Origin of the sequence: Geopseudomonas aromaticivorans (assembly GCF_019097855.1) — a bacterium.
GTDB classification, from domain to species: Bacteria; Pseudomonadota; Gammaproteobacteria; order Pseudomonadales; family Pseudomonadaceae; genus Geopseudomonas; species Geopseudomonas aromaticivorans.
In genome coordinates this window covers 65,173-87,480 of record NZ_JAHRGL010000057.1, presented here as the reverse complement: position 1 = coordinate 87,480, position 22,308 = coordinate 65,173, and the positions used below count along the sequence as shown (strand labels likewise).

The window sequence follows — 22,308 nt, the reverse complement described above, 5'->3', positions numbered from 1 at the left end:
CTGCCTGCCGTCGACCTTGGTCGATGGGCGAACAGCCGGACTCAATGCGCCAAGGGAGAAGAGCGCCGAAAAAGTCGTCATTCCCGCGCAGGCGGGAATCCAGAAGGCACGTGGCGCCTGGGCTCCCGCCTGCGCGGGAGCGACGGTGTGTGGTGGTTGCGCTTCTGCAGTCACAAGGCCGCCTGCGGGCGGCCACTCTGCTAGTGGGGTGGCGGTCAGGCCAGCGGTTCGCCGACGTGGAGGATCTTCAGGGTGTTGGTGCCGCCGATGGTGTCGAAGCTGTCGCCCTTGGTCATGATCACCCAGTCGCCCGGCTGCACCACGCCACGCTTGAGCAGTTCGTCGACCGCCGCCTGGCTGACCTTCTCCGGCGCCAGGGCGGCGGCATCGAAGGGGATGGTCTGCACGCCGCGGAACATCGCCACGCGCGCCTGGGTGGCGCGATGCGGCGAGTAGGCGAAGATTGGCACCGCGGAGCGGATGCGCGACATGATCAGCGGGGTGTAGCCGCTCTCAGTGAGGGCGATGATCGCCGTGACCTTGGGGAAGTGGTTGGCGGTGTACATGGCGGCGAGGGCGATGCTCTCGTCGCAGCGCTCGAAGGTCTCGCCCATGCGGTGGCGGGACTTCTGGCTGGTCGGATGCTTCTCGGCGCCGACGCAGACGCGCGCCATGGCCTTGACCGCTTCCACCGGGTAGTCGCCGGCGGCGCTTTCCGCCGACAGCATCACCGCATCGGTGTAGTCCAGCGCGGCGTTGGCCACGTCGGAGACTTCCGCGCGGGTCGGCATCGGGCTGTGGATCATCGACTCCATCATCTGGGTGGCGGTGATCACCACCTTGTTGAGGGTGCGCGCGTGGGCAATGATCTTCTTCTGGATGCCGACCAGCTCGGCATCGCCGATCTCCACGCCGAGGTCGCCGCGAGCGACCATCACGCCGTCGCTGGCGCGGATCAGGCCGTCCAGCGCCTCGTCGTTGGCCACCGCCTCGGCACGCTCGATCTTGGCGATCAGCCAGGCATCGCTGCCGGCCTCGTCGCGCAGGCGGCGGGCGTATTCCATGTCGGCGGCGTCGCGCGGGAAGGACACCGCGAGGTAGTCCAGGTCCATCTCGGCGGCCAGCTTGATGTCGGCCTTGTCCTTCTCGGTCAGCGCCGGGGCGGTGAGGCCGCCGCCGCGACGGTTGATGCCCTTGTGGTCGGACAGCGGGCCGCCGACGGTCACCGAGCAGAGCAGTTCGCTGGCGGTGACCTGGTCGACGACCATGATCACCCGGCCGTCGTCGAGCAGCAGCTCGTCGCCGACCTTGCAGTCCTTGACCAGATCCGGGTAGTCGATGCCGACCACTTCCTGGTTGCCGGCATCGCGCGGGTGGCTGATCGAGAAGCGGAAGGCATCGCCCTGTTGCAGCTCGATGCGCTTGTTGGCGAACTTGGCGATGCGGATTTTCGGGCCTTGCAGGTCGCCGAGCAGGGCGACGTGGCGATCGTGCTTGGCCGCCAGCTCGCGGACCAGCTTGGCGCGCGCCTTGTGCTCGTCCGGGCTGCCGTGGGAGAAGTTCAGGCGGGCGACGTTCATCCCGGCGAGGATCAGCTGCTCGAGCACCTGCGGCGAGCTGCTGGACGGGCCGAGGGTGGCGACGATCTTGGTACGGCGAAACGGCATCAGGGTACTCCTGGGTAAGGTGGTGAAGCGCTGGCGCTCCCGCTTGTGGCGGCGCACGCCAGGGGTAGTCGGCTTGCCTGGGCAGGCCGGGGTCGTTCGTGGCCGGAAGTCGGCTCAGTGGGCAGGTACGCCCTGCGGCTTGAGCACCAGCAGGTCGCAGTCCACGCCCTCGAGCACCCGCTCGGCGGTATGGCCGATCAGCGCGGTATCGAGGTGGCCGCGGGCGATGGCGCCCATCACCAGCAGGTCGACGGCATTGTCCTCGACGAAGCGCGGCAGGGTTTCCTCGGCGAAGCCCTGCAGCAGGTGGGTGCGAGGCTTGGCGATGGCGTGCTGGCCGAGCAACTGCTCGAAGGCCTCGCGATGGCGTTCGCCGGTGTGCTCCACATAGTACTCGTAATCGGCCACCAGCTCGGCATCGAACACCAAGGTGCGCGGCAGCGGCGCGTAGCTGTGCAGGTAATGGTCTTCCAGGCCGAGGGCCTGGCCCAGCGTCTGCGTGGCCTCGATCAGCAGGTGGTCGAGGGCGGCCGGCTTGTCGGCGCTGTGGGTCGGGTCGAGCGCCACGGCGATGCGCTTGCCCAGCCATTTGCCCTCGGGCTTGACCAGCCACAGCGGTGCCGGGCAGTAGCGGATCAGCTGCCAGCAGCTGTTGCTCAGCAGCAAGCGGCGCAGCAGGCCGTGGCTGTGGGCGGTCTTCAGCACCAGGTCGGGCTTGAGCTCCAGGACGCGGCTGATGATCATCTTGTGCAGCGGCTTGCCCCAGCGCGCCTCGCAGGTGACCGTCAGGCCCTCCTCGCGCAGCGGTGCGGCCAGCTGTTCCAGCCACTCGCGGCGGTGGGCGAGCAGGGACTGGCGCGCCTTGTCCACCTTGGCGCTGTCGAACAGCACGCCGGCATCCAGGGCGGTGTTGAATTCGCACAGCAGCAACTCCAGGGCCGCCCCGCTGTGGCGGGCGATCCAGGCCGCGCGCTCGAGCGACGGTTGCGAAGGTTGGGTGGGGTCGATGACCACCAGCAGCTGCTTGAGTTGCATGTCGGATTCCTTGGCCGGTCAGTTGGCTTCCCATTGGCGCGCAGGCGCGGGGAAGGGCGGCTTGAATTCACTCAGCCTAGCGCCTGTGCCACTACACATGCAAACCGGTGACAGTGGCGTGACAGGCGGTGTAGAGCGGCTGATCGTCTCTGCCGCAGCGCCCCCGGCAGAGCCGGCAGCGCAACGGTGCAAGGGGGTTGTCGGCCCCACTCAGAGGGTGCCGGCGGCCTTCCACTGCAGATAGCGGCTGATCAGCTGCGGGCCGAGTTCGCCGGGGCGCACGTCGAGCACCGGCAGGCCCTGGGCGGCCAGGCGCTCGTGCAGGGCGACGCGGGCGCCGGCGTAGTCGACGGTGCCGCAGTAGTTCAGGGCGTCGGCGTAGCTCTGCACCGGGTGCTGGCGCTGGCGGTCGAGCACCTCCTCGCGCAGGCTGGCGATCAGCAGGCGGTGACGCTGGGCGATACGCGCGGCAGCGGCGGGCAGCTGCTGGTCGTCCTCGTCGCGCAGGTTGCTGAGCAGCACCACCAGCGCGCGGCGCGGCTGGCGGGCGAGCAGCTCGCTGGCGGCGCTCTGGTAGTCGCCCGGCAGCTGGCCGGGTTGCAGGTCGTAGACGGTGTTGAGCAGGGCGTTGAGCTGCGGCTGGCCCTTGGCCGGCGGCAGATAGCGCGGCGTCGCGCCGGCAAAGCTCAACAGACCGACCGCATCGCCCTGGCGCAGGGCGACATGGGCAAGCAGCAGGCAGGCATTGAGGGCGTGGTCGAAGTGGCTGAGGTCACTGTCCTGGCTGCGCATGCGCCGGCCGCTGTCGAGCAGGAAGATGATCTGCTGGTCGCGCTCGTCCTGGTATTCGCGGGCGATCGGCTGGTGCTTGCGCGCGGTGGCCTTCCAGTCGATCTGGCGCAGGCTGTCGCCGCTGCGAAACTCGCGCAGCTGATGGAATTCCTGGCCGCTGCCGCGGCGCGGCTGCTGGCGTACGCCGAGGCGGCCGAGCCAGCTGTCCACTGCCATTAGCCGCGCCCCGTGCAGGCGGGCGAAGTCGGGGTAGATGCGCGCGCGGCCCGGCAGTTCCAGGTAGCGGCGCGCCTGCCACAGGCCGAAGCGGCTGGGCAGGCCGATCTCGCAGCGCGTGAACAGGCTGTCGCCGCGCACGCGCGGGCGGATGCGGTAGCGCAGCTCGACGCCCTGCCCGGCACTCAGCGCAACGCGCTGCGGCAGGCCGTGGAACTCCAGCTCGACCGGCACATGGTCGAACACCTCCAGCCAGCGCGGCGGCTGCGCGCCGGGGGTGATGCGCAGCAGCACCTCGCTGCCGTGGTCCAGCGCCAGGTGGCCGGGCAGCTGGCGCTCAAGTTGCGGCGAGGGCAGGCGGCGCAGCCACAGCGCATCGAACAGCGCCACGCCGGCCAGGGCCAGCAGCGCGCCCCACCACAGACCGTGGCTCCAGGCCGGCAGGGCGAGGCCGAGCAGCGGTAGGGCGCCGAGCAGGATGGCCGCCAGCAGCAGGGCAGCGCTCAGGCCGAGCAGGCGCGGCGAGGGCTTCATGCGCGCGGTGCGGCCACCTGGCCGAGCAACTGGGCGAGCACCTGGTCGACGTCGCGGCCTTCGATCTCCAGCTCGGGGGCCAGGCGCACGCGGTGGCGCAGCACCGCCGGGGCGCAGGCCTTGATGTCGTCGGGGGTGACGAACTCGCCGCCGCGCAGCAGGGCGCGCGCGCGGGCGCCGCGCACCAGGGCGATGGAGGCGCGCGGCCCGGCACCGAACAGCAGGCCCGGCCAGTCGCGGGTGCTGCGCACCAGGCGCACCGCGTAGTCGAGCACCTGGGCGTCGATCGGCAGCTCGGCGCAGATCTTCTGCAGCACCGGCACGTCGCGCTCGCGCAGCAGCGGGCGCAGGGCGGCGACTTCGAGCATGTCGCTGCGCGCCGAGCGGGTCACCTGGCGGACCAGCTCCAGCTCTTCGTCGTGCTGCGGATAGTCCATGCGCAGCTTGAGCATGAAGCGGTCCAGCTCGGCCTCCGGCAGCGGGTAGGTGCCTTCCTGCTCGATCGGGTTCTGCGTGGCCAGCACCATGAACGGCCGCGGCACCGCCAGGGCGTTGCCCTCGAGGGTGACCTGGCGTTCCTGCATCACCTCGAGCAGCGCCGCCTGGGTCTTGGCCGGGGCGCGGTTGATCTCGTCGGCCAGCAGCAGGTTGGTGAACACCGGGCCGCGGCGCAGCTTGAACTGCTCGCTGGCCAGATCGTAGACGGCATGCCCGGTGACGTCGCTGGGCATCAGGTCGGGGGTGAACTGGATGCGCGCGAACTGGCCGCCGAAGCAGCGCGCCAGGGCGCGCACCAGCAGGGTCTTGCCGAGGCCGGGCACGCCCTCGATCAGCACGTGGCCGCCGGCGAGCAGGGCGCAGAGCACGTCGTCGATCACCGCCTGCTGGCCGATCAGCGCGCGGCCCAGCTCCTCGCGCACGGCTTGCAGCAGCTGGGTGGCGCGTTGCAGCTGGCTGGCTGCCTGCTCGGTAGTGGCTGGGGTGCTTTCGGCGGGTTGTTCGCCTGCCAGGGGCAGGCTGGATTCTTCGCTCATCAAAGGGCATTCCTGAGTCGTTGCAGGTGGGCGACCTGGCGGGTGAACGGGGCTGGCCCGAGACGCTGCTCGGCGAGCGGGCGCATGGCCTGGCTGATATGCGAGGGCGACAGGCGGCTGAAGCGGCTGAGCAGCTGCCACTGTTCGGTGACCGGTAGGCGCTCGAAACCGGGATGGCGCTGGCGGGCGCGCTGGCGCACCTCGGCCTGCAGGCGGGTGAGCAGGGCGGCGTGGCCCTGCTGGCGGCAGAGGAACTCGGCGCAGGCGCGCAGGTGCTCGCCGAGCTGGCGGCGTGGCGGGGCGGCATCGTCCTGCCGCGGGCCGTGGCGCAGGCCGAAGTGCCAGAGCAGCAGGGCCAGCAGCACGCCGAGGGCCAGCAGCGCCTCGGGGAAGTGGCGCAGCAGCAGGCGGGGCAGCGCTTCGCCGTCGAGGCGCTGCAGCAGGGTGACCTGACTGTCCTGGGTCAGGTACCAGAGCAACCAGGCATGGTCATGTTCACCGATGCGCTCGTTACGCCACAGGCCGCCGTCGCTGAGCACGGTGACCAGGCCGTCGCCGTGGGCCAGCTGCAGCAGGTGGGTGGCCTTGGCGCTGTTGGCCCAGGCGTGGGCGCGGTCGCCGACGTCCTCGAGGTGGTAGCGGGTATCGAAGGCAAAGTAGGCCGGGGCTTCCTCGTTCTCCAGGTACAGCTTGGTCAGCTGCGGCCAGGGATCGGCGGGGAGGTCGGCGGGCTCCTCCTCGTCGGCCAGGCTGCTGCTGGGCAGGCGGCGGATCTGCAGCAGATCGAGCAGCAGGTCGTCGCTGCGCTGGCGCTGCTCGCTCCAGTTGGCCTGCGCCACCACCACCAGCTGGCCGCCGGCAGCGGCCCAGTCGAGCAGGCGCTGGCTCTGCGCGGCGCTGAGCTGCTTGCGCGAGCCGAGCAGCACCAGGCTGTGACCGACGGCCGGGGTGTCGTCGAGGAAGCGGCTCAGGCCGTCGGCGCGGTCGACCGCGATCTGCCGCTGGCGCAGGAAGTGTTCGGCGGCCAGCCAGGGGTTGGACCTGGCCTCCGGCGCCGGACCGAGATCGACGCTGCGCCGCTGCGGGTCGAGCCGGCCGAGCAGCAGGGCGGCCAGCGCCGCCAGCAGCGCCAGCGCGGCCAGGCTCAGCCACAGGCGTTGGCGGGCGTTCATGCGGCCACCTCGGTGTGCGTGCGGCTGTTCAGGCCCAGTTGGCGCCAGGCGGCGCACAACGCGGGGCCAAGCTCGGTCGGCGGCGGGCGACTGCCATAGGCCAGCGCCTGCCAGGCGTCGAGCAGCTGGCGGGCGAAGGCACTGAGCGCCGGATCATCCAGCTCCTGTAGCAGCACCAGCACCTCGCCCTCGGTGTGGGCCGCCTTGAGCGGCAGGCGGCGCTGGTGCAGCAGGTGGCTGAGCAGGCCGCGATAGAGCAGGGCGAGGGCAGCGCGCGGATCGGCCGGCCACAGCTGTTCGACGCTGGCGGGCAGGTCGTCCGGCAGGCTGCGCGGGTCGACGGCCAGGCCGAACAGGTGGCTCGGCGGCACGACGTCGCTGACGGCGGCGGTCTGGCCGCGCTGGGCGAACAAGCGCAGCCAGTCGCGGTAGCGCCAGGCGAGCAGGCCGACGGCGCCGAGCAGCAGGGTCCACAGCAGCGTCTCGAGCAGGCCGGCGAGGGTCTGCGTCCAGACCGGCGGTGCCTCCGGCTGCGCTGAGACGGGGCGCTCGGCCGCCGACCAGCCCCAGTCGAGGCGTTCTTCCACCCGGTGGAACGGCGGCGCCGCCAGCAGGCTGCGGATTTCCTGTTGCGCCCGTGTGCTGTCGAGCGGCTGGCGGGTCAGGCGCGCAGCCTCGGGGCCGGGGTTCTCCTCGCTGGGCAGCGGACAAACGCGGATGGCGGCGGCAGTCGGGGGGCTCGGCTCGGTATCAGCGGCCAGCGCCGCCGCGTTCGGCATCAGCAGGCCGACGCCCAGCAGCAGGACCAGGCTGGCTTGGCCGAGGCGCTCGAGCAGGCGGCGAAAGGCCAGTTCCAGATCCCAGGCTTCCAGCTCGCTGCGCCGGTTGAGATACAGACTGAAGCCGCAGGCGACATACACCGGCTCCCATAGCACCAACACCAGGGCGTAGCAGGCGTTGCTCAGGTGCTCCAGCCACAGCCAGTCCTCCGGCGGGCGCAGCAGAACGGCCAGCCAGTTGCGCGGCTCGCCGAAGTGGGTTGGTAGCAGCAGATAGATCAGCACCAGCAGGCCGGACCACAGGACCATTTCGATGTGCATGCCGAGCAGGGTCAGCCAGCGCGCGACCCCGCTGCGCCGGCCCAGCGCCTCGAGGCGCTGGCGGCGGGCCGGGCCGCGCAGGTTTTCCAGCTGCAGCAGCGGCAGGGTGAAGCTGCGGCTCAGGCTGAAGCGCCGCCAGGTCAGGCAGGCCAGCAGCTCGCCGCGCAGCAGCGCGGGCCAGGCGCGCAGGGCCTGGCTGAGGGTCGGCGTGGCGCCGAACAGGGCGCGCGAGAGGATGTGCAGCGGCAGGCGCTCGAAGGCCGGCTTCAGCCACCAGAACAGCAGCAGGACGACGCTCGGGTAGCGCCACAGCAGCAGGCTGAGTACGGCCAGCAGCGGCAGGGTGAGCAGCGCCCAGCTGCCCAGTAGCAGGCCGGCGTGGTGCTGCACCAGGCGCACGCCGAGGTCGACGGCCTCCCACGGGCTGCGCGGGCGCAGGGCCGCTTCGGCGGCGCTCAGCGGCATGCGCGGCTCCGGCGGCGGCCGGCAAACTGGCGGCGGAAAAAAACGGCGGTCACGACGACTCCCTGTGTTGTGTATCTGTCCTGCACGGCCCGCTTCCCGACCGCGACGGCCGGCACGTGGCGACTGTTCCTAGCCAGCCTGGTGCCGGCGTCCGCCGAGCAGGAAATAGAGGCCGAGCAGCAGCCAGAGCGCGGCGCCGACGGCGTACTTCACGCCGGTGGAAAACTGCGTGACCGACGACCAGTAGGCCTCGACGAAGGCGGCGATCAGCAGCAGGACGATCACGCCGCAGACCAGGCCGATGCAGCCCTGGGCCGCCGCGCGCAGGGCGGCCCGCCGGCTGCGCGCTCCGGGCATCAGCAGGGCGCCGCCGAGTTGCAGGCCGGCGGCGCCGGCGAAGGTTATGGCAGTCAGCTCGAAAGCGCCATGGCCGACGACGAAACTGAGGAAGGTTTCATCGTAACCGATGCGCAGCAGGTGGCCGGCGATGGCGCCGATGTTGAGGCCGTTGAACAGCAGGAAGAACAGCGAGCCGACGCCCAGCAGCAGGCCGCCGGCGAAGGTCTGAAAGGCGATGCCGATGTTGTTCATGATGTAGTAGCCGAACATCAGCCAGTCGCCGCTGCTGCCGCGTTCGCCGAGCGGGCCGAGGCGGCTGGCATCGGGGTCGTACATCAGTTCCATCTTCGCCACCTGCTGCGGCGACAGCAGGCTGTAGATCAGGTCGGGAAACAGGTAGACCAGCAGCCCCATGCCCAGTAGGCTGCCATAGAACAGCAAGCTGGCCAGCAGGATGCTGCGCCAGGCGCTGCGCACCTGCTGCGGGAAGCCGGCGAGCAGGAAACCGAGCAGGCGCGGCCCGAAACTCTGCCGCGGCCGGTACAGCTGCTGGTGGGCACGCAGATTGAGCAACTGCAGGCGCTCGACCAGGCTGGTGGCGTAGGCGCGGCTTTCCGCCAGGGCCAGCTGCTGGCACAGGCGCCGATAGGCGGCGGCGAATTCGCCGGCCTGGGTACCGAGCGACTTGCCCTGCTCCATGAGCTGGAGCTGGCCCTCCAGGGCCTGCCACTCGGCCCGGTGCAGGGCTTCGAACTGGGCCTGCTTCATGCGCTACCCCGCAGGCCGGCGGCGATCCGTTGCAGGCGCAGCGGCGCTTCGCTGGCCGGCACGCCGAGCAGCGGGGCGAGCAGCCCGGCGAGTTCCTCGCGGCGCGCTGGCGACAGCTTGTGCTGGCGCTCGTCGAAGGCGAGCAGGGCGCGCTGCTCGTCGGCGGTGAGGGCGAAGGGCGCCGCCAGCGCGGCCAGCGGGGTGGCCGGCGGCACCGCCGGCTGACGCTGCTGATGGATCACCAGGGTGCCGGCGGCGAGGTCGCCGAGGCGCTGAAAGCGCGGGCTGGCCAGGCTAGCGAGCAGGCCGCAGCCGTAGCCCAGCGGCAGCATGTCGACGGCGCGCAGCAGGTTGCGCAGCAGCGAGGCGCCCCAGCCCACCGGCGTGCCGTCCTCGTGCACCACGCGCAGGCCGAGCAGCTGCTTGCCGGGCGTGCAGCCCTGGTTGAGCACCTCGAACAGCACCATGTACCACCAGTTGAGCAGGAACAGCAGGATCAGGCCGAGTCCCAGGCCCAGTCCGCCCAGGCGGCCGAGCAGGCCGAGCGCCGCCAGGGCCAGCGCGCCGCGCAGGGCGAGGTCCACGGCAAAGGCCCGCGAGCGCACCAGCGGACCGGCCGGGGACAGCAGCAGGTCGACCCCTTCCGGGGTTTCCTCGCGCAGGCGGGTGTCCAGCGGCGGGCTGGCGAGTGAGGTTGGCGACATGGCGATGGCTGCTTGGCGGAAAAGCCCGATGCTAGCGAGGGCGGGGCGGGCGCGGCAACCATCGGCGGCCTGTTAGACTGCCGCGGTCCCGACCCTGGAGCCTTTTCCGTGACCGCGAGCATCTTCTGGTACGACTACGAAACCACTGGCATCGATCCGCGCCGCGACCGGCCGCTGCAGGTGGCGGGCATCCGTACCGACGAGGCGCTCAACGAGATCGGCGAGCCGCTCAACCTGTATTGCCGGCCGAGCGACGACATCCTGCCGCACCCGATGTCCTGCCTGATCACCGGCATCGCGCCGCAGCGTCTGGAGCAGCAGGGGCTGGGCGAGGCCGAGTTCATGACCCGCCTGCATGCCGAGCTGGTGCGTCCCGGCACCTGCACGGCCGGCTACAACAGTCTGCGCTTCGACGACGAGGTGACCCGCTACAGCCTGTACCGCAACTTCTTCGACCCCTACGCCCGCGAGTGGCAGGGCGGCAACAGCCGCTGGGACCTGATCGATTTGCTGCGCACCGCCTACGCCCTGCGCCCGCAAGGCATCGAGTGGCCGCAGGAAGACGGGCGGGTGACGCTCAAGCTGGAACGCCTGACCGCCGCCAACGGCATCGACCACGGCCAGGCCCACGATGCGCTGGCCGACGTGCGCGCCACCATCGCGCTGGCGCGGCTGGTCCGCGAGCGCCAGCCGCGGTTGTACGACTGGTGTTATCAATTGCGCAGCAAACAGCGGGTGCAGGAACAGATCCGCTTGTTGCAGCCGCTGGTGCATATATCCGGGCGCTTTTCCGCGCAGCGGCACTTTCTCGCCGTGGTATTGCCGCTGGCCTGGCATCCGCGCAATCGCAATGCCCTGATTGTCTGCGATCTGCAGGCCGATATTGCACCGCTGCTGGAGTTGCCGGCGGAAACGCTGGCGCAGCGCCTGTATACCCGTCGCGAAGAGCTGGGTGAAGGCGAACTGCCGGTGCCGCTGAAACTGGTGCAGATCAATCGCTGTCCGGTGCTGGCGCCGCTCTCGGTATTGCGCGAGGAGGATCGCCAGCGTCTCGGCGTGGATATGGCGGCCTGCCAGCAGCAGGCGCTGTTGCTGGAACAGCAGCAGGCGTTGTGGAAGGACAAGCTGTCGCGAGTTTATGCGGACAACGGTTTTGCCGTCAGCGAAGATCCGGAACAGCGCCTTTATGACGGTTTTATTGGCGACCGCGACCGCGGCCTGTGTGTGCAGGTGCGTGAGACTGATCCGCTGCAACTGGCCGGGCGGCACGGACTGTTTGGCGACGAGCGCCTCGAGGAGTTGCTGTTCCGTTATCGGGCGCGCAACTTTCCGCAGACTTTGGCGCCTGCCGAACAGCAGCGCTGGCAGGAGTTCTGCCGCCTGCGCCTGAGCGATAGTCGTGCCGGTGCGCCGAATACCCTGGCCGAGTTCGATAGCGCACTGGCCGAACTGTTGCCGGGCTGCGACAGCCGCCAGCAGGCGCTGCTCGGCCAGTGGCAAGCCCATGCGCAGCGCCTGCGCCAGCACTACGGGCTGGGCTGACGGGGCCATGAGCTCGCGGGCTTGCGCGCAGGGCGCCGGCTGCGGGTAATTGGTTTTTTGCGCTGCGGTATGGGGCTTCGCCGGTACTTGCCGGACACTTGACCCGTAGGCAAATAAAAAACGCCAGCAGGGCTGGCGTTTTTTATTGCGGCGCAAAAATGATTGCGACGAACTTAGCCGAGCAGGGTGACCCAGCTTTCGACGGTATCGCCACCCCAAGTGGCTTTCCACTCTTTCAGGGTCTTGTGATTGCCGCCCTTGGTTTCGATCACTTCACCGGTGTGCGGGTTCTTGTACTGCTTGACCTTGCGGGTGCGCTTGGCCGGAGCTTCAACTTTGGCGGCGCGTGCCGGACGGCCAGCCTTGGATACTTTGCCTTCGGCATCCAGCAGGGCGAGGATGTCCGGCAGGGACTTGCCGTACTCGGCCATCAGTTCGCGGAGTTTGGCTTCGAAGTCCAGTTCCTTCTGGAGGTTGCCGTCCTGCTTAAGGGCCTGCAGGCGTTCCTGCAGTTGCTTGATGGCGGCTTCGGTCGAGCGGAATTCGTTGATCAGAGACATTTTCTTTACCTTGGTAAAACGGTCTGCAGGAAATACTGGCGTGAACGAATAATAGGCACACGATAATGCCGAGTAAATAGCTGGAAACGCTTTATGGAATATTTGGCAAAATAATTCGGCATTGTCGGTCGGTGTTTTTCCCGGCCTGCTGCGCAGTATGTTGGCGGTTTACCGGCTGTTTCCTGTGACGGCGCTGCTGTAGTTTTTCGTCCGGCTGGCTAGAATGGCGCTTTCGATGTTTGCGGAGTTACCCCATGCGCACTTTCCGCCTGGTCATCGCCTGCCCCGACCGCGTCGGTATCGTGGCCAAGGTCAGCAACCTGCTGGCGACCTACAACGGCTGGATCACCGAGGCGAATCACCATTCGGATCTGGATAACGGCTGGTTCTTCATGCGCCACGAGGTCCGCGCCGACTCGCTGCCCTTCGATCTCGAAGGTTTCCGTCATGCCTTCGCGCCGATTGCCCGCGAGTTCGGCATGCACTGGCAGGTCTACGACTCGGCGGTGAAGAAGCGCGTGGTGCTGATGGCCAGCCGCGAATCGCACTGCCTGGCCGACCTGCTGCACCGCTGGCACAGTGGCGAGCTGCACTGCGAGATTCCCTGTGTGATCTCCAATCACGACGACCTGCGCAGCATGGTCGAGTGGCATGGCATTCCCTTCCACCACGTACCGGTCGACCCGCAGGACAAGACTCCCGCCTTCGCCGAGGTCAGCCGCCTGATCGCCGAGTACCGGGCCGACTGCGTGGTGCTGGCGCGCTACATGCAGATCCTGCCGCCGACCCTGTGCCAGGACTACGCCGGCCGGGTGATCAACATCCACCACAGCTTCCTGCCGTCGTTCGCCGGGGCCAAGCCCTACCACCAGGCGGCCAAGCGCGGGGTCAAGCTGATCGGCGCCACCTGCCACTACGTCACCGAGGAGCTGGACGCCGGTCCGATCATCGAGCAGGACGTGGCGCGCGTCACCCACCGCCAGCAGGCCGAGGACATGGTGCGCATCGGCAAGGACGTGGAGCGGAGGGTGCTGGCCCGTGGGCTACGCTACCATCTGGAAGACCGGGTGCTGGTGCACGACAACAAGACGGTGGTATTCGAGTGATTCGCCGCGGGCGGGCCGCAATCGCGTGATTGCGACGCTTGCCCCGCGGACCAGGACAGACGACAGATGACAGAGGAGAGCGGCCATGCTCAAGTCAATCAAGGTACGTAGCTACATGACCCGCCGGCTGCTGACCTTCAAGCCGGAGATGGACCTGTTCACCGCCATCAACCGCCTGCTCGAGCATGGCCTGGCCGCCGCGCCAGTGGTCGACTCGGAGGGCCACCTGATTGGCGTGCTGTCCGAGGGCGACTGCCTGCGCGCGATCCTCTCCGGCGCCTACTTCGAGGAGGCCCACGGCACGGTCGGCAACTACATGGCCAGCACACCGGATACCATCGACGCCGATGCTGACATCATCGAGGCCGCCGAATGCTTCCTGCGCGGCCAGCGCCGGCGCCTGCCGGTACTCGAGGACGGCCGGCTGGTCGGTCTGCTCAGCCGGGCCGACGTCCTGCGCGCCGTCAAGGAGTTCGCCCAGCACGATCAGGGCCGTCCGGTCTGACGCCAGGTCCGTGACCGCAGCGCTGGTTTGCACGGTCGTGGTCGTGTTATCACCCATGCTGCCGAGCACCGCGCTACAGCGGCGGGGTGCTTCCCTCTCCGTATCGAGCTGCCAGGGGAATGCTCCATGCCCGAATCCAGTCAACTTCTGCTTGGCGCCGATCCCGCGGGCCAGCCGGTCGCCAGCCTGCTGCGCCTGGCCAACCGCCACGGCCTGATTGCCGGCGCCACCGGTACCGGCAAGACCGTTACCCTGCAGCGCCTCGCCGAGGCATTCAGCGACGCCGGCGTGGCGGTGTTCGCCGCCGACATCAAGGGTGACCTGTGCGGCCTCGGCGCGGCCGGCGAGCCGACCGGCAAGATCGCCGAGCGCATCGCCAGCATGCCCTGGCTCGGCCATCGGTCGCAGGCCTACCCGGTGACCCTGTGGGACGTGGCCGGGCAGAGCGGCCATCCGCTGCGCACCACCCTCAGCGAAATGGGGCCGCTGCTGCTCGGCGCGCTGCTGGAACTCACCGACAGCCAGCAGGCCGCGCTGTACGCCGCCTTCCAGGTGGCCGACCGCGAAGGCCTGCTGCTGCTCGACCTCAAGGACCTCAAGGCCCTGCTCAACCACCTGCAGGCCCACCCCGAGGTGCTCGGCGAGGACCGCGCGCTGTTTACCCCGCAATCTTCACAGGCGCTGCTGCGCAAGCTGGCGACCCTCGAGCAGCAGGGCGCCGAGGCGCTGTTCGGCGAGCCGGCGCTGCAGCTGGAGGACATCCTGCAGCCGGCGGCGGACGGCCGCGGGCGCATCCACCTGCTCGACGCCAGCCGCCTGGTCCACGAGGCGCCCAAGGTCTACGCCACCTTCCTGCTCTGGCTGCTGGCCGAGCTGTTCGAGCAACTGCCCGAGCGCGGCGACGCCGACAAGCCATTGCTGGCGCTGTTCTTCGACGAGGCGCACCTGCTGTTCGCCGACACGCCGAAGGCCCTGCAGGAACGCCTGGAGCAGGTGGTGCGGCTGATCCGCTCCAAGGGCGTCGGCGTCTACTTCGTGACCCAGTCGCCCAGCGACCTGCCGGATGACATCCTCGCCCAGCTCGGCCTGCGCATCCAGCACGGCCTGCGCGCCTTCACCGCCAAGGAACAGAAGTCCCTGCGCGCGGTGGCCGACGGCTTCCGGCCCAATCCGCAGTTCAACACGCTGGACGTGCTCACCGAGCTGGGAATCGGTGAGGCACTGGTCGGCACCCTGGAGGACAAGGGCACACCGGCGATGGTGCGGCGGGTGGCCATCGCCCCGCCGCAGTCGCGCCTCGGTCCGCTGAGCGAGGGCGAGCGTGCCGCGCTGATCCGCCAGTCGCCGCTGGCCGGACGCTACGACCGCCCGGTCGATCACGAGTCGGCCTACGAGCGACTCACCGCCCGCGCGGCGCAGGACGAAGCGCCGCCGCCGCTCGCCAAGGGCAAGGCAGCGGGGCAGGAGCAGTCGCTTGGCGACATGGCCGGCGAACTGCTCGGTGGCGCGGTCGGTCAGGCGATGAAGAGCGCCATGCGCCAGGCGGCCAACCAGATCGGTCGCGAACTGGTCCGCGGCTTGATGGGCTCACTGCTCGGCAAGCGCCGCTGAACCCGGCGGCGCACCCTTTTCACGCAAGTCCCCGTCTCGTCATTCATGGAAGGAAGCCCGGCATGCGTCTGCCCGCGACACTCGTCCTGTTGTTCCCCGCCACCTTGAGCACCGGCGTTCTGGCCGATGTCGCCACGCCGATTGCCGCCGTCGTGCTGTATCCCGGCAGCGCCAAGGTGGTGCGCACGGCCCAGGTGGCACCCGGCATGAGCCAGGTGGTGTTCTCCGGATTGCCGGCGCGTTTCGATGCGCGAACCCTGCGCGCCGAGGCCGGGCCGCACGTGCGCATCGGGCAGATCGTGACCCAGGACGCCGCCGGAGCTAGCGCGCTCAATCCCGCCGAGGCAGCGCTGGAGGCGAAGATCCTCGCCCTGCAGGACCAGCAGGCGGCGCTGGATGCCGAGGTGGCCGCGGCGGAGATGGTCAAGCGCTACCTTGAGCGCTTCAGCAGCGAAGGCGCTGCGCCGGCCGACCAGCAGGCCCTGCCCACCGATGCCAAGGCGCTGTCCGGCATGCTCGACGCTATCGGCAAGGGCGCCAGCGATGCCCTGGCCAAGATCCAGGGGCTGACGGTACAGAAGCGCGAGATCGCCAGGCAGATCGACGTGCTGCAGCGCGATCTGGGCCAGTTGCGCAGCGGCATCAAGGATTCGCGCAGCGTCACCGTGATGCTGAGCGCGGCCCAGGCCGGCGAGCTGAAGCTCAGCTATCAGGTGCCCAATGCCGGCTGGAAGCCCGCCTATCGCGCGGCGCTGGATACCCAGGCCGCGCAGTTGGACCTGGAGCGCCTGGCCAGCGTGGCGCAAAGGACCGGCGAAGACTGGAACAACGTCAAGCTGACGCTCTCCACCACCCAGCCGCGGCTGTCGCCCGCCGGCCCCGAGCCGCAGCCCTGGGTACTCACCTGGCAGCCGCCGATGCCGGCGCCGCTGGCGGCGATGGAGTCCAAGGCCCGCGCGAACGGCGCGTTGGCGGGCGCGGCGCCGGCCTCGATTGCACCCTTGGAACGCGTCGCCAGTGACGAAGCGAACTACCAGCCGCCGACCTTTGCCAACCATGGCGCGTTTGCCAGCGAGTTCGTCGTGCCGACGCCGGTCAGCCTGCCGGCCGATGGCCGCGAAGTGTCGGTCAGCCTGGCGCAGCAGACGTTGCCGGCCAAGCACCATCTGCGCATCGCGCCCCGCCTGGAGCGGGCCGCGGTGGTGACCGCCGAGGCCGAGCGTCCCGAGGGCGTCTGGCTGCCCGGCGATACGCAGCTGTTCCGCGATGGCAGCTACGTGGGCTCCGCCTACTGGAATCCGGCCAGTGCCGAGCGCTTCGTGTTTTCATTCGGCCGCGACGAGCAGCTGCGCGTGGCGGTCGATCAGGTCGAGGGCCAGTCGGGCACCACCGGTGTGTTCGAAAAGCGCCAGGAACGCCGGGTCGCCGAGGTGTTCACCCTCAGCAACAGCCACAAGCAGCCGGTGGATGTGCTGCTGCTCGAGTCGTCGCCGGTCAGCGGCTCCGAGGAGATCACCGTGCGCGCTGCCTTCGACCCGGCGCCGACGCTGCAGGCCTGGCAGCAGCGCCGCGGCGTGGTCGCCTGGGAGAAGACGCTGGCCGCCGGGGAAAGCGCCAGGTTCGCCGTCGACTACACCATCGCGTATCCCAAGGATGGCCAGGTCGGCGGGCTGGACTAGAGCGTCCCCGCGGGCTCTCGCCAGCGGGGGCGCCGGCAGTCACCAGGTCGGTGGCCGCGCGTGGCGATGGGCAGCGGCCTGCCATACTGTCCGTCATGGTCAGCGCCACTTTCCGCTTCTACGCGGAGCTCAACGACTTCCTGCCGGCCGCGCGGCGGCGGCAGTCGTTCACCTGCGCCTGCGCGCGGGCGGCCACGGTCAAGCACATGATCGAGGCGCTCGGCGTGCCGCACACCGAGGTCGAGCTGATTCTGGTCAATGGCGAGTCGGTGGGCTTCGAGCGGAGCATCCTCGACGGCGACCGCGTGGCGGTCTACCCGCGGTTCGAGACGCTGGACATCGGCCCGCTGCTCAAGGTCCGCGCCCAGCCGATGCGCGTCCTGCGCTTCGTTGCCGACGCCCACCTCGGCGGTCTGGCCCGGTTGCTGCGCATGAGCGGCTTCGACACCCTCTACGACAACGACTTCGAGGACGGCCAGATCGCCGCACTGGCCGCCGCGCAGCAGCGCATCGTGCTGACCCGCGACCGCGAGCTGCTCAAGCGGCGCATCGTCAGCCGGGGTTGCTACGTACATGCGCTCAAGCCGGCGCTGCAGTTGCGCGAGCTGTTCGAGCGCCTCGAACTGGCGCGTAGCGCGCGGCCGTTCACCTTGTGCGTGCACTGCAACCTGCCGCTGCACGAGCTCGACACCGCGCTGGCCAGGGAACGGGTGCCACCGCGCGCCGCCTGGCTCTACTCGCGCTTTCTGGTCTGCGACGATTGCCAGCGCATCTACTGGGAGGGTTCGCACTGGCGCAACATGTGCGCGCTGCTGGGGCCGCTGCTGAAGGTGGATTAGAGGCTGCCCGCGCCAGCGGCGCGGGCAATCCTCTCTCCGATCAGTGGATTTCGCCGCAGAAGATATCCCGATTGCCGTCGGCAGGGCTGGTACGCAAGACGATGCTGTGTTCGCTCGTGCGCAATTGCGCCAAGGCCACCGGCACTGACTTCGACGTGTTCCAGGCGCCATGTTCGCCGCCGATCTGCTCGGATATCACGGTCTGGTTCATGGCGTAGGCCGGCTCGCTGGCGAGTTGGCCGCAGGTGCCGGGGTAGATGTAGCTGTAGACATGCACCGGAAGGCTTACCCAGTCCGGTACGCCGCTGACGAAGAAGTTGATTCCTGTTGAACGGTCTACTGCCGCCAAGGTGGCGTGGGCAATCGCGCCCCCGTTGATTGGTGCAGCATTCAGACGCACGCCGACGATCTGCGGTTGATCACTCTCGGTCGGCATTGCGAATCCCTGGCTCGCAGCCGCCGCGAAGATCACAGCCAGCCAAGCCTTCGTTTTCATTGCTCGTTTCCTCCTCGGAAAACGTCGTGGTGCCCGCGCCCTGACCTGCGGGGACGGGCGTCGGCCGCGAAGCAGAGTGGGATGTGCTCTGCGGCGGCACAGTGCAGATTAGACCCGTTGCGACGAGGCGCTCCGTAGGGGGGCAAATTCCCGACAGAGGGACTGGGTCTTGATGTGGATTTCTTTTGAATCAACGAGTTGTGATTCGGCCGGCTGCCCGGCGCTGTTCGCGGCGCGCCTGGCGCCGGCGTTGGTTTACGGGATTTTGCCGCAGAAGATGTCCTGGTTGCCGTCGGCCGGGCTGGTCCGCACGACGATGCTGTAGCCGCCGCTGCGCAGGTGCTCCAGGCCAGCCGGGACCGACTTCGCCAGCCGCCAGCCGGCATAGCGGCCGATGCGATCGGCCAGCACGATGCGATTCAGCTCATAGGCCGGCTCGGTGCCGAGCCGGCTGCAGGTGCCGGGGTAGATGAAGGTGTAGAGGTGCACCGGGCGGCTCACGTTGTCCGGCACGCCGCCAATGACCAGGGTGAGCCCCGTCGCCTTGCCTTCGTCCACCAGGGTGGCCTCGGCGATCTTGCCCGCGTTGACGTGTGTCGCCGTCAGGGGAACGCTGACGATCTGGCGATCCTGCGGGCTCCCCGTCGACAGTCCGCATCCCTGGCTTGCCGCCGCCGCGACCATCAATGCCAGCCAAGCCGTTCTGTTCATCGCTGCGTGTCTCCAGCTCACCTCGTGGGGCCCGGCCCGCAAGCGCTGGGGACGAGCGTCGGCTGCGGCGCGGCAGGTCACGGGCTGCCCCGGCGCCCTTGTCAGCCTAGCCGACGATCAGAGAACCCGACGCAGAGGGCGCATCGCCGAGTGGGTGAAGCCCTGCCGACCATAGAAGCGCTGCGCGGCGAGATTGTCGGCATCGGTGAGTAGGGTGAGGCGTCGGCAGCCGATCTCCCGCGCATGGGCGATGGCCCGCTCGAGCAGCGCCGAACCCACGCCTGCGCCGCGGGTGGCGGCGTCCACCACCATGTCCTCGAGCAGCGCCACCCGAGCGCCCAGCGCGGTGGAGATGGTGTAGAGCAGGTTGACCATGGCGACGATGCGCGCGTCTTCGACCGCGACGAGGATTTCGCCGACCGCGGGGTCGGCGATGATCGCCGCCAGTCCACGCTGCTGCGCGGCGCGGTCTGGAGTGAATTCGGCTTCCTGGGCGAGCAGCTGGTCGAGCAGTTGGCAGAGGGCCGGGATGTCGGCGGGGATGTCGGCGGGGATGGCGGGGCGGATGTGCATGGGACCTCCGGTCGGGTGGGGATGTCCCACGTTTGCAAGTAGCGCGCCAGCTTAGGCGCGCCTTGCACGGCGGGCACCCCGGGACTTTACTGTTCTTTCCATTGCTCTTGAAAAGGTCCTGCCTGCGCGCGGCGAACCCAGCGCCGCGCTCGCCGGCAAGCAGCGCGGTCGCTGCCAGCGAGCGGCTGGCGGCGATGGGAGGCCGTCATGAACACCACTAAAGACAGTCTCGGCAACCCGCTCAGCGGTGCGCAGCCGAGCAGCGTGCAGCACTACGAACGGGCGCTGCACCAGTTCCAGTGCTATTGCGGCGATCCGCTGGCGACCATCGAGGTGGCCTGTGCCGAGCGTCCCGATTTCGTCATGGCCAGGGTGCTGCATGCCTGGCTGCATCTGCTCGGTACCGAACCGAGCGGCTGGCCGGTCGCGCGTGCCGACCTCGAACTGGCGCGCCAATGGCCGGCCAACGACCGCGAGCAGGCACATCTGGCCGCCATCGCCCAGCTGGTCGACGGGCACTGGCATGCGGCGCGGCGGGTGCTGGAGGACCTGACCCTGGCCTATCCGCTCGACGGCCTCGGCCTGCTGGCCGGCCACGTGCTCGACTTCTATGTCGGTGATGCGCGCATGCTGCGCGACCGCATCGCGCGTGCCTTTCCCGCCTGGTCGCCGGCGATGCCGGGCTTCCATGCCCTGCTCGGCATGCACGCCTTCGGCCTGGAGGAAACCGGTGCCTATGCCCGCGCGGCCGCCAGTGGTCATGCCGCCCTGCTGCTGGAGCCGCGCGATGCCTGGGCACACCACGCGGTGACCCATGTGCTGGAAATGCAGGGCCGCCAGCACGAAGGCATCGCCTGGATGCGCGACCGCCAGGCGCAGTGGGCCGAGGACAACTTCTTCGCCATCCACAACTGGTGGCACTTGACGCTGTTCCATCTGGACCTGGGCGAGCTCGACGCGGTACTCGAGCTGTTCGACAGCGCCATCGTCGGCAGCCAGTCGCCGCTGGCGCTCGACCTGGTGGATGCCTCGGCGCTGCTCTGGCGCCTGTACCTGCGCGGCGTCGATGTCGGCGAGCGCTGGAGTGCGGTGGCGGAGCGCTGGCTGCCGTTCGCCGCCACCGGCCACTACGCCTTCAACGACGCCCACGCGATGATGGCCTTCGCCTGCGCCCAGCGCGGGGAGGCGATCCAGGTCGTGCTGGACGCCCAGGCTCGTGTGATGCAGGAGGGCGGCGACAACGCCATGTTCACCCGCGATGTCGGCGCGCCGCTGTGCAAGGCGATCCTCGCCCTGGTGGAAGGCGACCCGGGGCGCACTGTGGAACTGCTGCGCCCGCTGCGCGGCATTGCCCACCGTTTCGGCGGCAGCCACGCGCAGCGCGACCTCATCGACCTGACCCTGCTCGAGGCGGCCCTGCGCGACGGCCAGAAAGCCCTGGCCCGCGGCCTCGCTGCCGAGCGCGTCGACGCCAAGCCGGGCAGTCCTGCGGCCCGCGAACTGCTGCGCCGGGCGGCGGGCTGAGCGCCGGGGTGCGGGTATATCGCTAACGGCTACGGCGGATGATGAAGCCGTTGTCGATCCTGTCGAAGCCCAGTCGGGGGTAGTAGTCCATCGCCTCCGGCGCCGACAGCAGGATCAGCGCCACCTCCTCGCCAAGCGCCGCGCGCACCCGCTCGACCAGCTCGCGGCCGATGCCGTGGCGCTGGTAGGCGCGGTCCACCGCCAGGTCGGACAGGTAGCAGCAATAGCTGAAATCCGTCAGCGCCCGGCACACCCCGACCAGCCGCTCGCCATCCCAGGCCGACAGCACCAGGTCGGCATTGGCGAACATCCGCTCGATCCGCGCCAGGTCGTGGCTGGGGCGGCGGATGCCGGAGGCGTCGAACACCGCGGCCACGGCGCTGGCGGGGAGGGGCGTGTTGAGCTGGTAGGTGAGCATGGGGCTTCCTTGCACGGATGGGGATCGGAGTCTTCAGGGTATTACCGCAAAACACTCCGGATCGCCAAACGGCGGCAGCATTTAGCGCTCGGTTAGCGCCGACCGCAGGCGCCTGGTCTCGGAACCATGGCCCGCCAAGCTTGAGTCAAGCAACTGAGTGCACAGGTCACTAGAATGGGCGGCTCCGGCAGCGAGCGCTGCCGTCGTTGCCCCCCTTCGCGAGACTGCCCATGAAACGTTTTGTCCTGCTCGACACCGCCGTGATTCCCGACAACGGCGGCGCGCTGTGCCTGTTCGAGTACGGTGACGACTTCGTGATCAAGATCCAGGGCGGCCACGGCGGCCAGCTGATGAACACGCGCATGCACGGCTCGGAAGACGCGCTGGCCGAGATCCCCTGCAAGAAGGTCGCCGCCCGGCCCAACCCGCGGGTGCTGATCGGCGGCCTGGGCATGGGCTTCACCCTTGCATCCGCGCTGAAGCATCTGGGCGACAACGGCACAGTGGTGGTGGCCGAGCTGGTGCCCGGGGTGATCGAGTGGAACCGCGGCCCGCTGGGCGAGAAGTCCGGCAACCCGCTGCGCGATCCGCGCGCCGAGGTGGTCAACGCCGACGTCGCCAAGGTGCTGCAGGCCGAGCCGCACGGCTTCGATGCGATCATGCTGGACGTCGACAACGGCCCCGAAGGGCTGACCCAGGAAGCCAACAACTGGCTGTATTCGCTGGACGGCCTGAATGCCTGCGCCCAAGCGTTGCGCCCCCGCGGCATCCTCGCCGTGTGGTCGGCCAGTGCCGACCGCGCGTTTTCCGCCCGGCTGAACCAGGCCGGGTTCAGGGCCGAAGAGGTCAAGGTGTTCGCCCACGGCAACAAGGGCACCCGCCACACCATCTGGATTGCGGAAAAGCGCCAGGGCTGAG

21 protein-coding genes are annotated in these 22,308 nt (G+C 69.2%); 8 read left to right on the top strand and 13 right to left on the bottom strand.

Annotated features, from left to right (window positions below; translation table 11 throughout):
* Positions 1-215: 215 nt before the first annotated feature.
* The 8 genes from pyk to KRX52_RS16320 form a co-directional block, all read right to left on the bottom strand.
* On the bottom strand, positions 216-1,667 hold the full coding sequence (pyk, locus tag KRX52_RS16355; protein WP_217682795.1) for a pyruvate kinase: 1,452 nt from the start codon (positions 1,665-1,667) through the stop codon (positions 216-218).
* Between the two features lie 114 nt (positions 1,668-1,781).
* Positions 1,782-2,702 (bottom strand): universal stress protein, encoded by a 921-nt coding sequence (locus KRX52_RS16350; RefSeq protein ID WP_217682794.1) that lies wholly within the window; start codon positions 2,700-2,702, stop codon positions 1,782-1,784.
* A gap of 210 nt (positions 2,703-2,912) precedes the next feature.
* Positions 2,913-4,244 (bottom strand): DUF58 domain-containing protein, encoded by a 1,332-nt coding sequence (locus tag KRX52_RS16345; RefSeq protein ID WP_217682793.1) that lies wholly within the window; start codon positions 4,242-4,244, stop codon positions 2,913-2,915.
* Positions 4,241-5,278, bottom strand: coding sequence for an AAA family ATPase (locus KRX52_RS16340; protein ID WP_217682792.1), 1,038 nt, complete (start codon positions 5,276-5,278; stop codon positions 4,241-4,243). Before KRX52_RS16340 ends, KRX52_RS16345 begins: the two co-directional genes overlap by 4 nt.
* Positions 5,278-6,450: a DUF4350 domain-containing protein gene (locus tag KRX52_RS16335; RefSeq protein ID WP_217682791.1), complete on the bottom strand. Its 1,173-nt coding sequence runs from the start codon at positions 6,448-6,450 to the stop codon at positions 5,278-5,280. The genes KRX52_RS16340 and KRX52_RS16335 overlap by 1 nt, the downstream gene beginning before the upstream one ends.
* Entirely contained in the window at positions 6,447-8,015 is a 1,569-nt protein-coding gene (locus KRX52_RS16330) for a DUF4129 domain-containing protein (protein ID WP_217682790.1), read from the bottom strand. Before KRX52_RS16330 ends, KRX52_RS16335 begins: the two co-directional genes overlap by 4 nt.
* 129 nt (positions 8,016-8,144) lie before the next feature.
* A complete protein-coding gene (locus tag KRX52_RS16325) occupies positions 8,145-9,122 on the bottom strand; it encodes a stage II sporulation protein M (RefSeq protein WP_217682789.1) in 978 nt (325 codons plus the stop codon).
* Positions 9,119-9,826 carry an RDD family protein gene (locus tag KRX52_RS16320; RefSeq protein ID WP_217682788.1) on the bottom strand — a complete coding sequence of 236 codons (708 nt, stop codon included), beginning with the start codon at positions 9,824-9,826 and terminating at the stop codon, positions 9,119-9,121. Before KRX52_RS16320 ends, KRX52_RS16325 begins: the two co-directional genes overlap by 4 nt.
* 69 nt (positions 9,827-9,895) lie before the next feature.
* Here KRX52_RS16320 and sbcB point away from each other — a divergent pair, with 69 nt between their 5' ends.
* Positions 9,896-11,368 (top strand): exodeoxyribonuclease I, encoded by a 1,473-nt coding sequence (gene sbcB, locus KRX52_RS16315; protein ID WP_254797641.1) that lies wholly within the window; start codon positions 9,896-9,898, stop codon positions 11,366-11,368.
* Positions 11,369-11,541: 173 nt separating this feature from the next.
* Here the strand turns inward: sbcB and mvaT are convergent, their stop codons facing one another.
* Positions 11,542-11,928: a histone-like nucleoid-structuring protein MvaT gene (gene mvaT, locus KRX52_RS16310; RefSeq protein WP_217682786.1), complete on the bottom strand. Its 387-nt coding sequence runs from the start codon at positions 11,926-11,928 to the stop codon at positions 11,542-11,544.
* 254 nt (positions 11,929-12,182) lie between these two features.
* On the opposite strand from mvaT, the gene purU reads away from it, so the two are divergent.
* The 5 genes from purU (at position 12,183) to KRX52_RS16285 (ending at position 17,668) form a co-directional block, all read left to right on the top strand.
* Positions 12,183-13,034: a formyltetrahydrofolate deformylase gene (gene purU, locus KRX52_RS16305; RefSeq protein WP_217682785.1), complete on the top strand. Its 852-nt coding sequence runs from the start codon at positions 12,183-12,185 to the stop codon at positions 13,032-13,034.
* An 85-nt stretch (positions 13,035-13,119) separates the two neighbouring features.
* Positions 13,120-13,539: a CBS domain-containing protein gene (locus tag KRX52_RS16300; protein WP_217682784.1), complete on the top strand. Its 420-nt coding sequence runs from the start codon at positions 13,120-13,122 to the stop codon at positions 13,537-13,539.
* A 126-nt stretch (positions 13,540-13,665) separates the two neighbouring features.
* A complete protein-coding gene (locus tag KRX52_RS16295; RefSeq protein ID WP_217682783.1) occupies positions 13,666-15,150 on the top strand; it encodes a helicase HerA-like domain-containing protein in 1,485 nt (494 codons plus the stop codon).
* 62 nt (positions 15,151-15,212) lie between these two features.
* Complete coding sequence (locus KRX52_RS16290; RefSeq protein ID WP_217682782.1) at positions 15,213-16,829, top strand: DUF4139 domain-containing protein; 1,617 nt, start codon at positions 15,213-15,215, stop codon at positions 16,827-16,829.
* A gap of 95 nt (positions 16,830-16,924) precedes the next feature.
* Positions 16,925-17,668: a Mut7-C RNAse domain-containing protein gene (locus KRX52_RS16285; RefSeq protein ID WP_217682781.1), complete on the top strand. Its 744-nt coding sequence runs from the start codon at positions 16,925-16,927 to the stop codon at positions 17,666-17,668.
* A 40-nt stretch (positions 17,669-17,708) separates the two neighbouring features.
* Here KRX52_RS16285 and KRX52_RS16280 read toward each other — a convergent pair whose 3' ends face one another.
* The 3 genes from KRX52_RS16280 to KRX52_RS16270 all read right to left on the bottom strand — a co-directional run bounded on the left by KRX52_RS16280 (position 17,709) and on the right by KRX52_RS16270 (position 19,448).
* Positions 17,709-18,164, bottom strand: a complete 456-nt coding sequence (locus tag KRX52_RS16280) for a hypothetical protein (RefSeq protein WP_217682780.1) — start codon at positions 18,162-18,164, stop codon at positions 17,709-17,711.
* Positions 18,165-18,419: 255 nt separating this feature from the next.
* On the bottom strand, positions 18,420-18,875 hold the full coding sequence (locus tag KRX52_RS16275; RefSeq protein ID WP_217682779.1) for a hypothetical protein: 456 nt from the start codon (positions 18,873-18,875) through the stop codon (positions 18,420-18,422).
* 117 nt (positions 18,876-18,992) lie between these two features.
* The gene (locus KRX52_RS16270; RefSeq protein ID WP_217682778.1) at positions 18,993-19,448 is read right to left on the bottom strand and encodes a GNAT family N-acetyltransferase; all 456 of its coding nucleotides are present in this window, start codon (positions 19,446-19,448) and stop codon (positions 18,993-18,995) included.
* 207 nt (positions 19,449-19,655) lie between these two features.
* On the opposite strand from KRX52_RS16270, the gene KRX52_RS16265 reads away from it, so the two are divergent.
* A complete protein-coding gene (locus KRX52_RS16265; RefSeq protein WP_254797635.1) occupies positions 19,656-20,972 on the top strand; it encodes a tetratricopeptide repeat protein in 1,317 nt (438 codons plus the stop codon).
* Between the two features lie 22 nt (positions 20,973-20,994).
* Here KRX52_RS16265 and KRX52_RS16260 read toward each other — a convergent pair whose 3' ends face one another.
* The gene (locus KRX52_RS16260) at positions 20,995-21,390 is read right to left on the bottom strand and encodes a GNAT family N-acetyltransferase (RefSeq protein WP_217682777.1); all 396 of its coding nucleotides are present in this window, start codon (positions 21,388-21,390) and stop codon (positions 20,995-20,997) included.
* Positions 21,391-21,620: 230 nt separating this feature from the next.
* Between KRX52_RS16260 and KRX52_RS16255 the strand changes: the two genes are divergently transcribed.
* Positions 21,621-22,307: a spermidine synthase gene (locus KRX52_RS16255; RefSeq protein WP_217682776.1), complete on the top strand. Its 687-nt coding sequence runs from the start codon at positions 21,621-21,623 to the stop codon at positions 22,305-22,307.
* The last annotated feature ends 1 nt before the right edge of the window (position 22,308 follow it).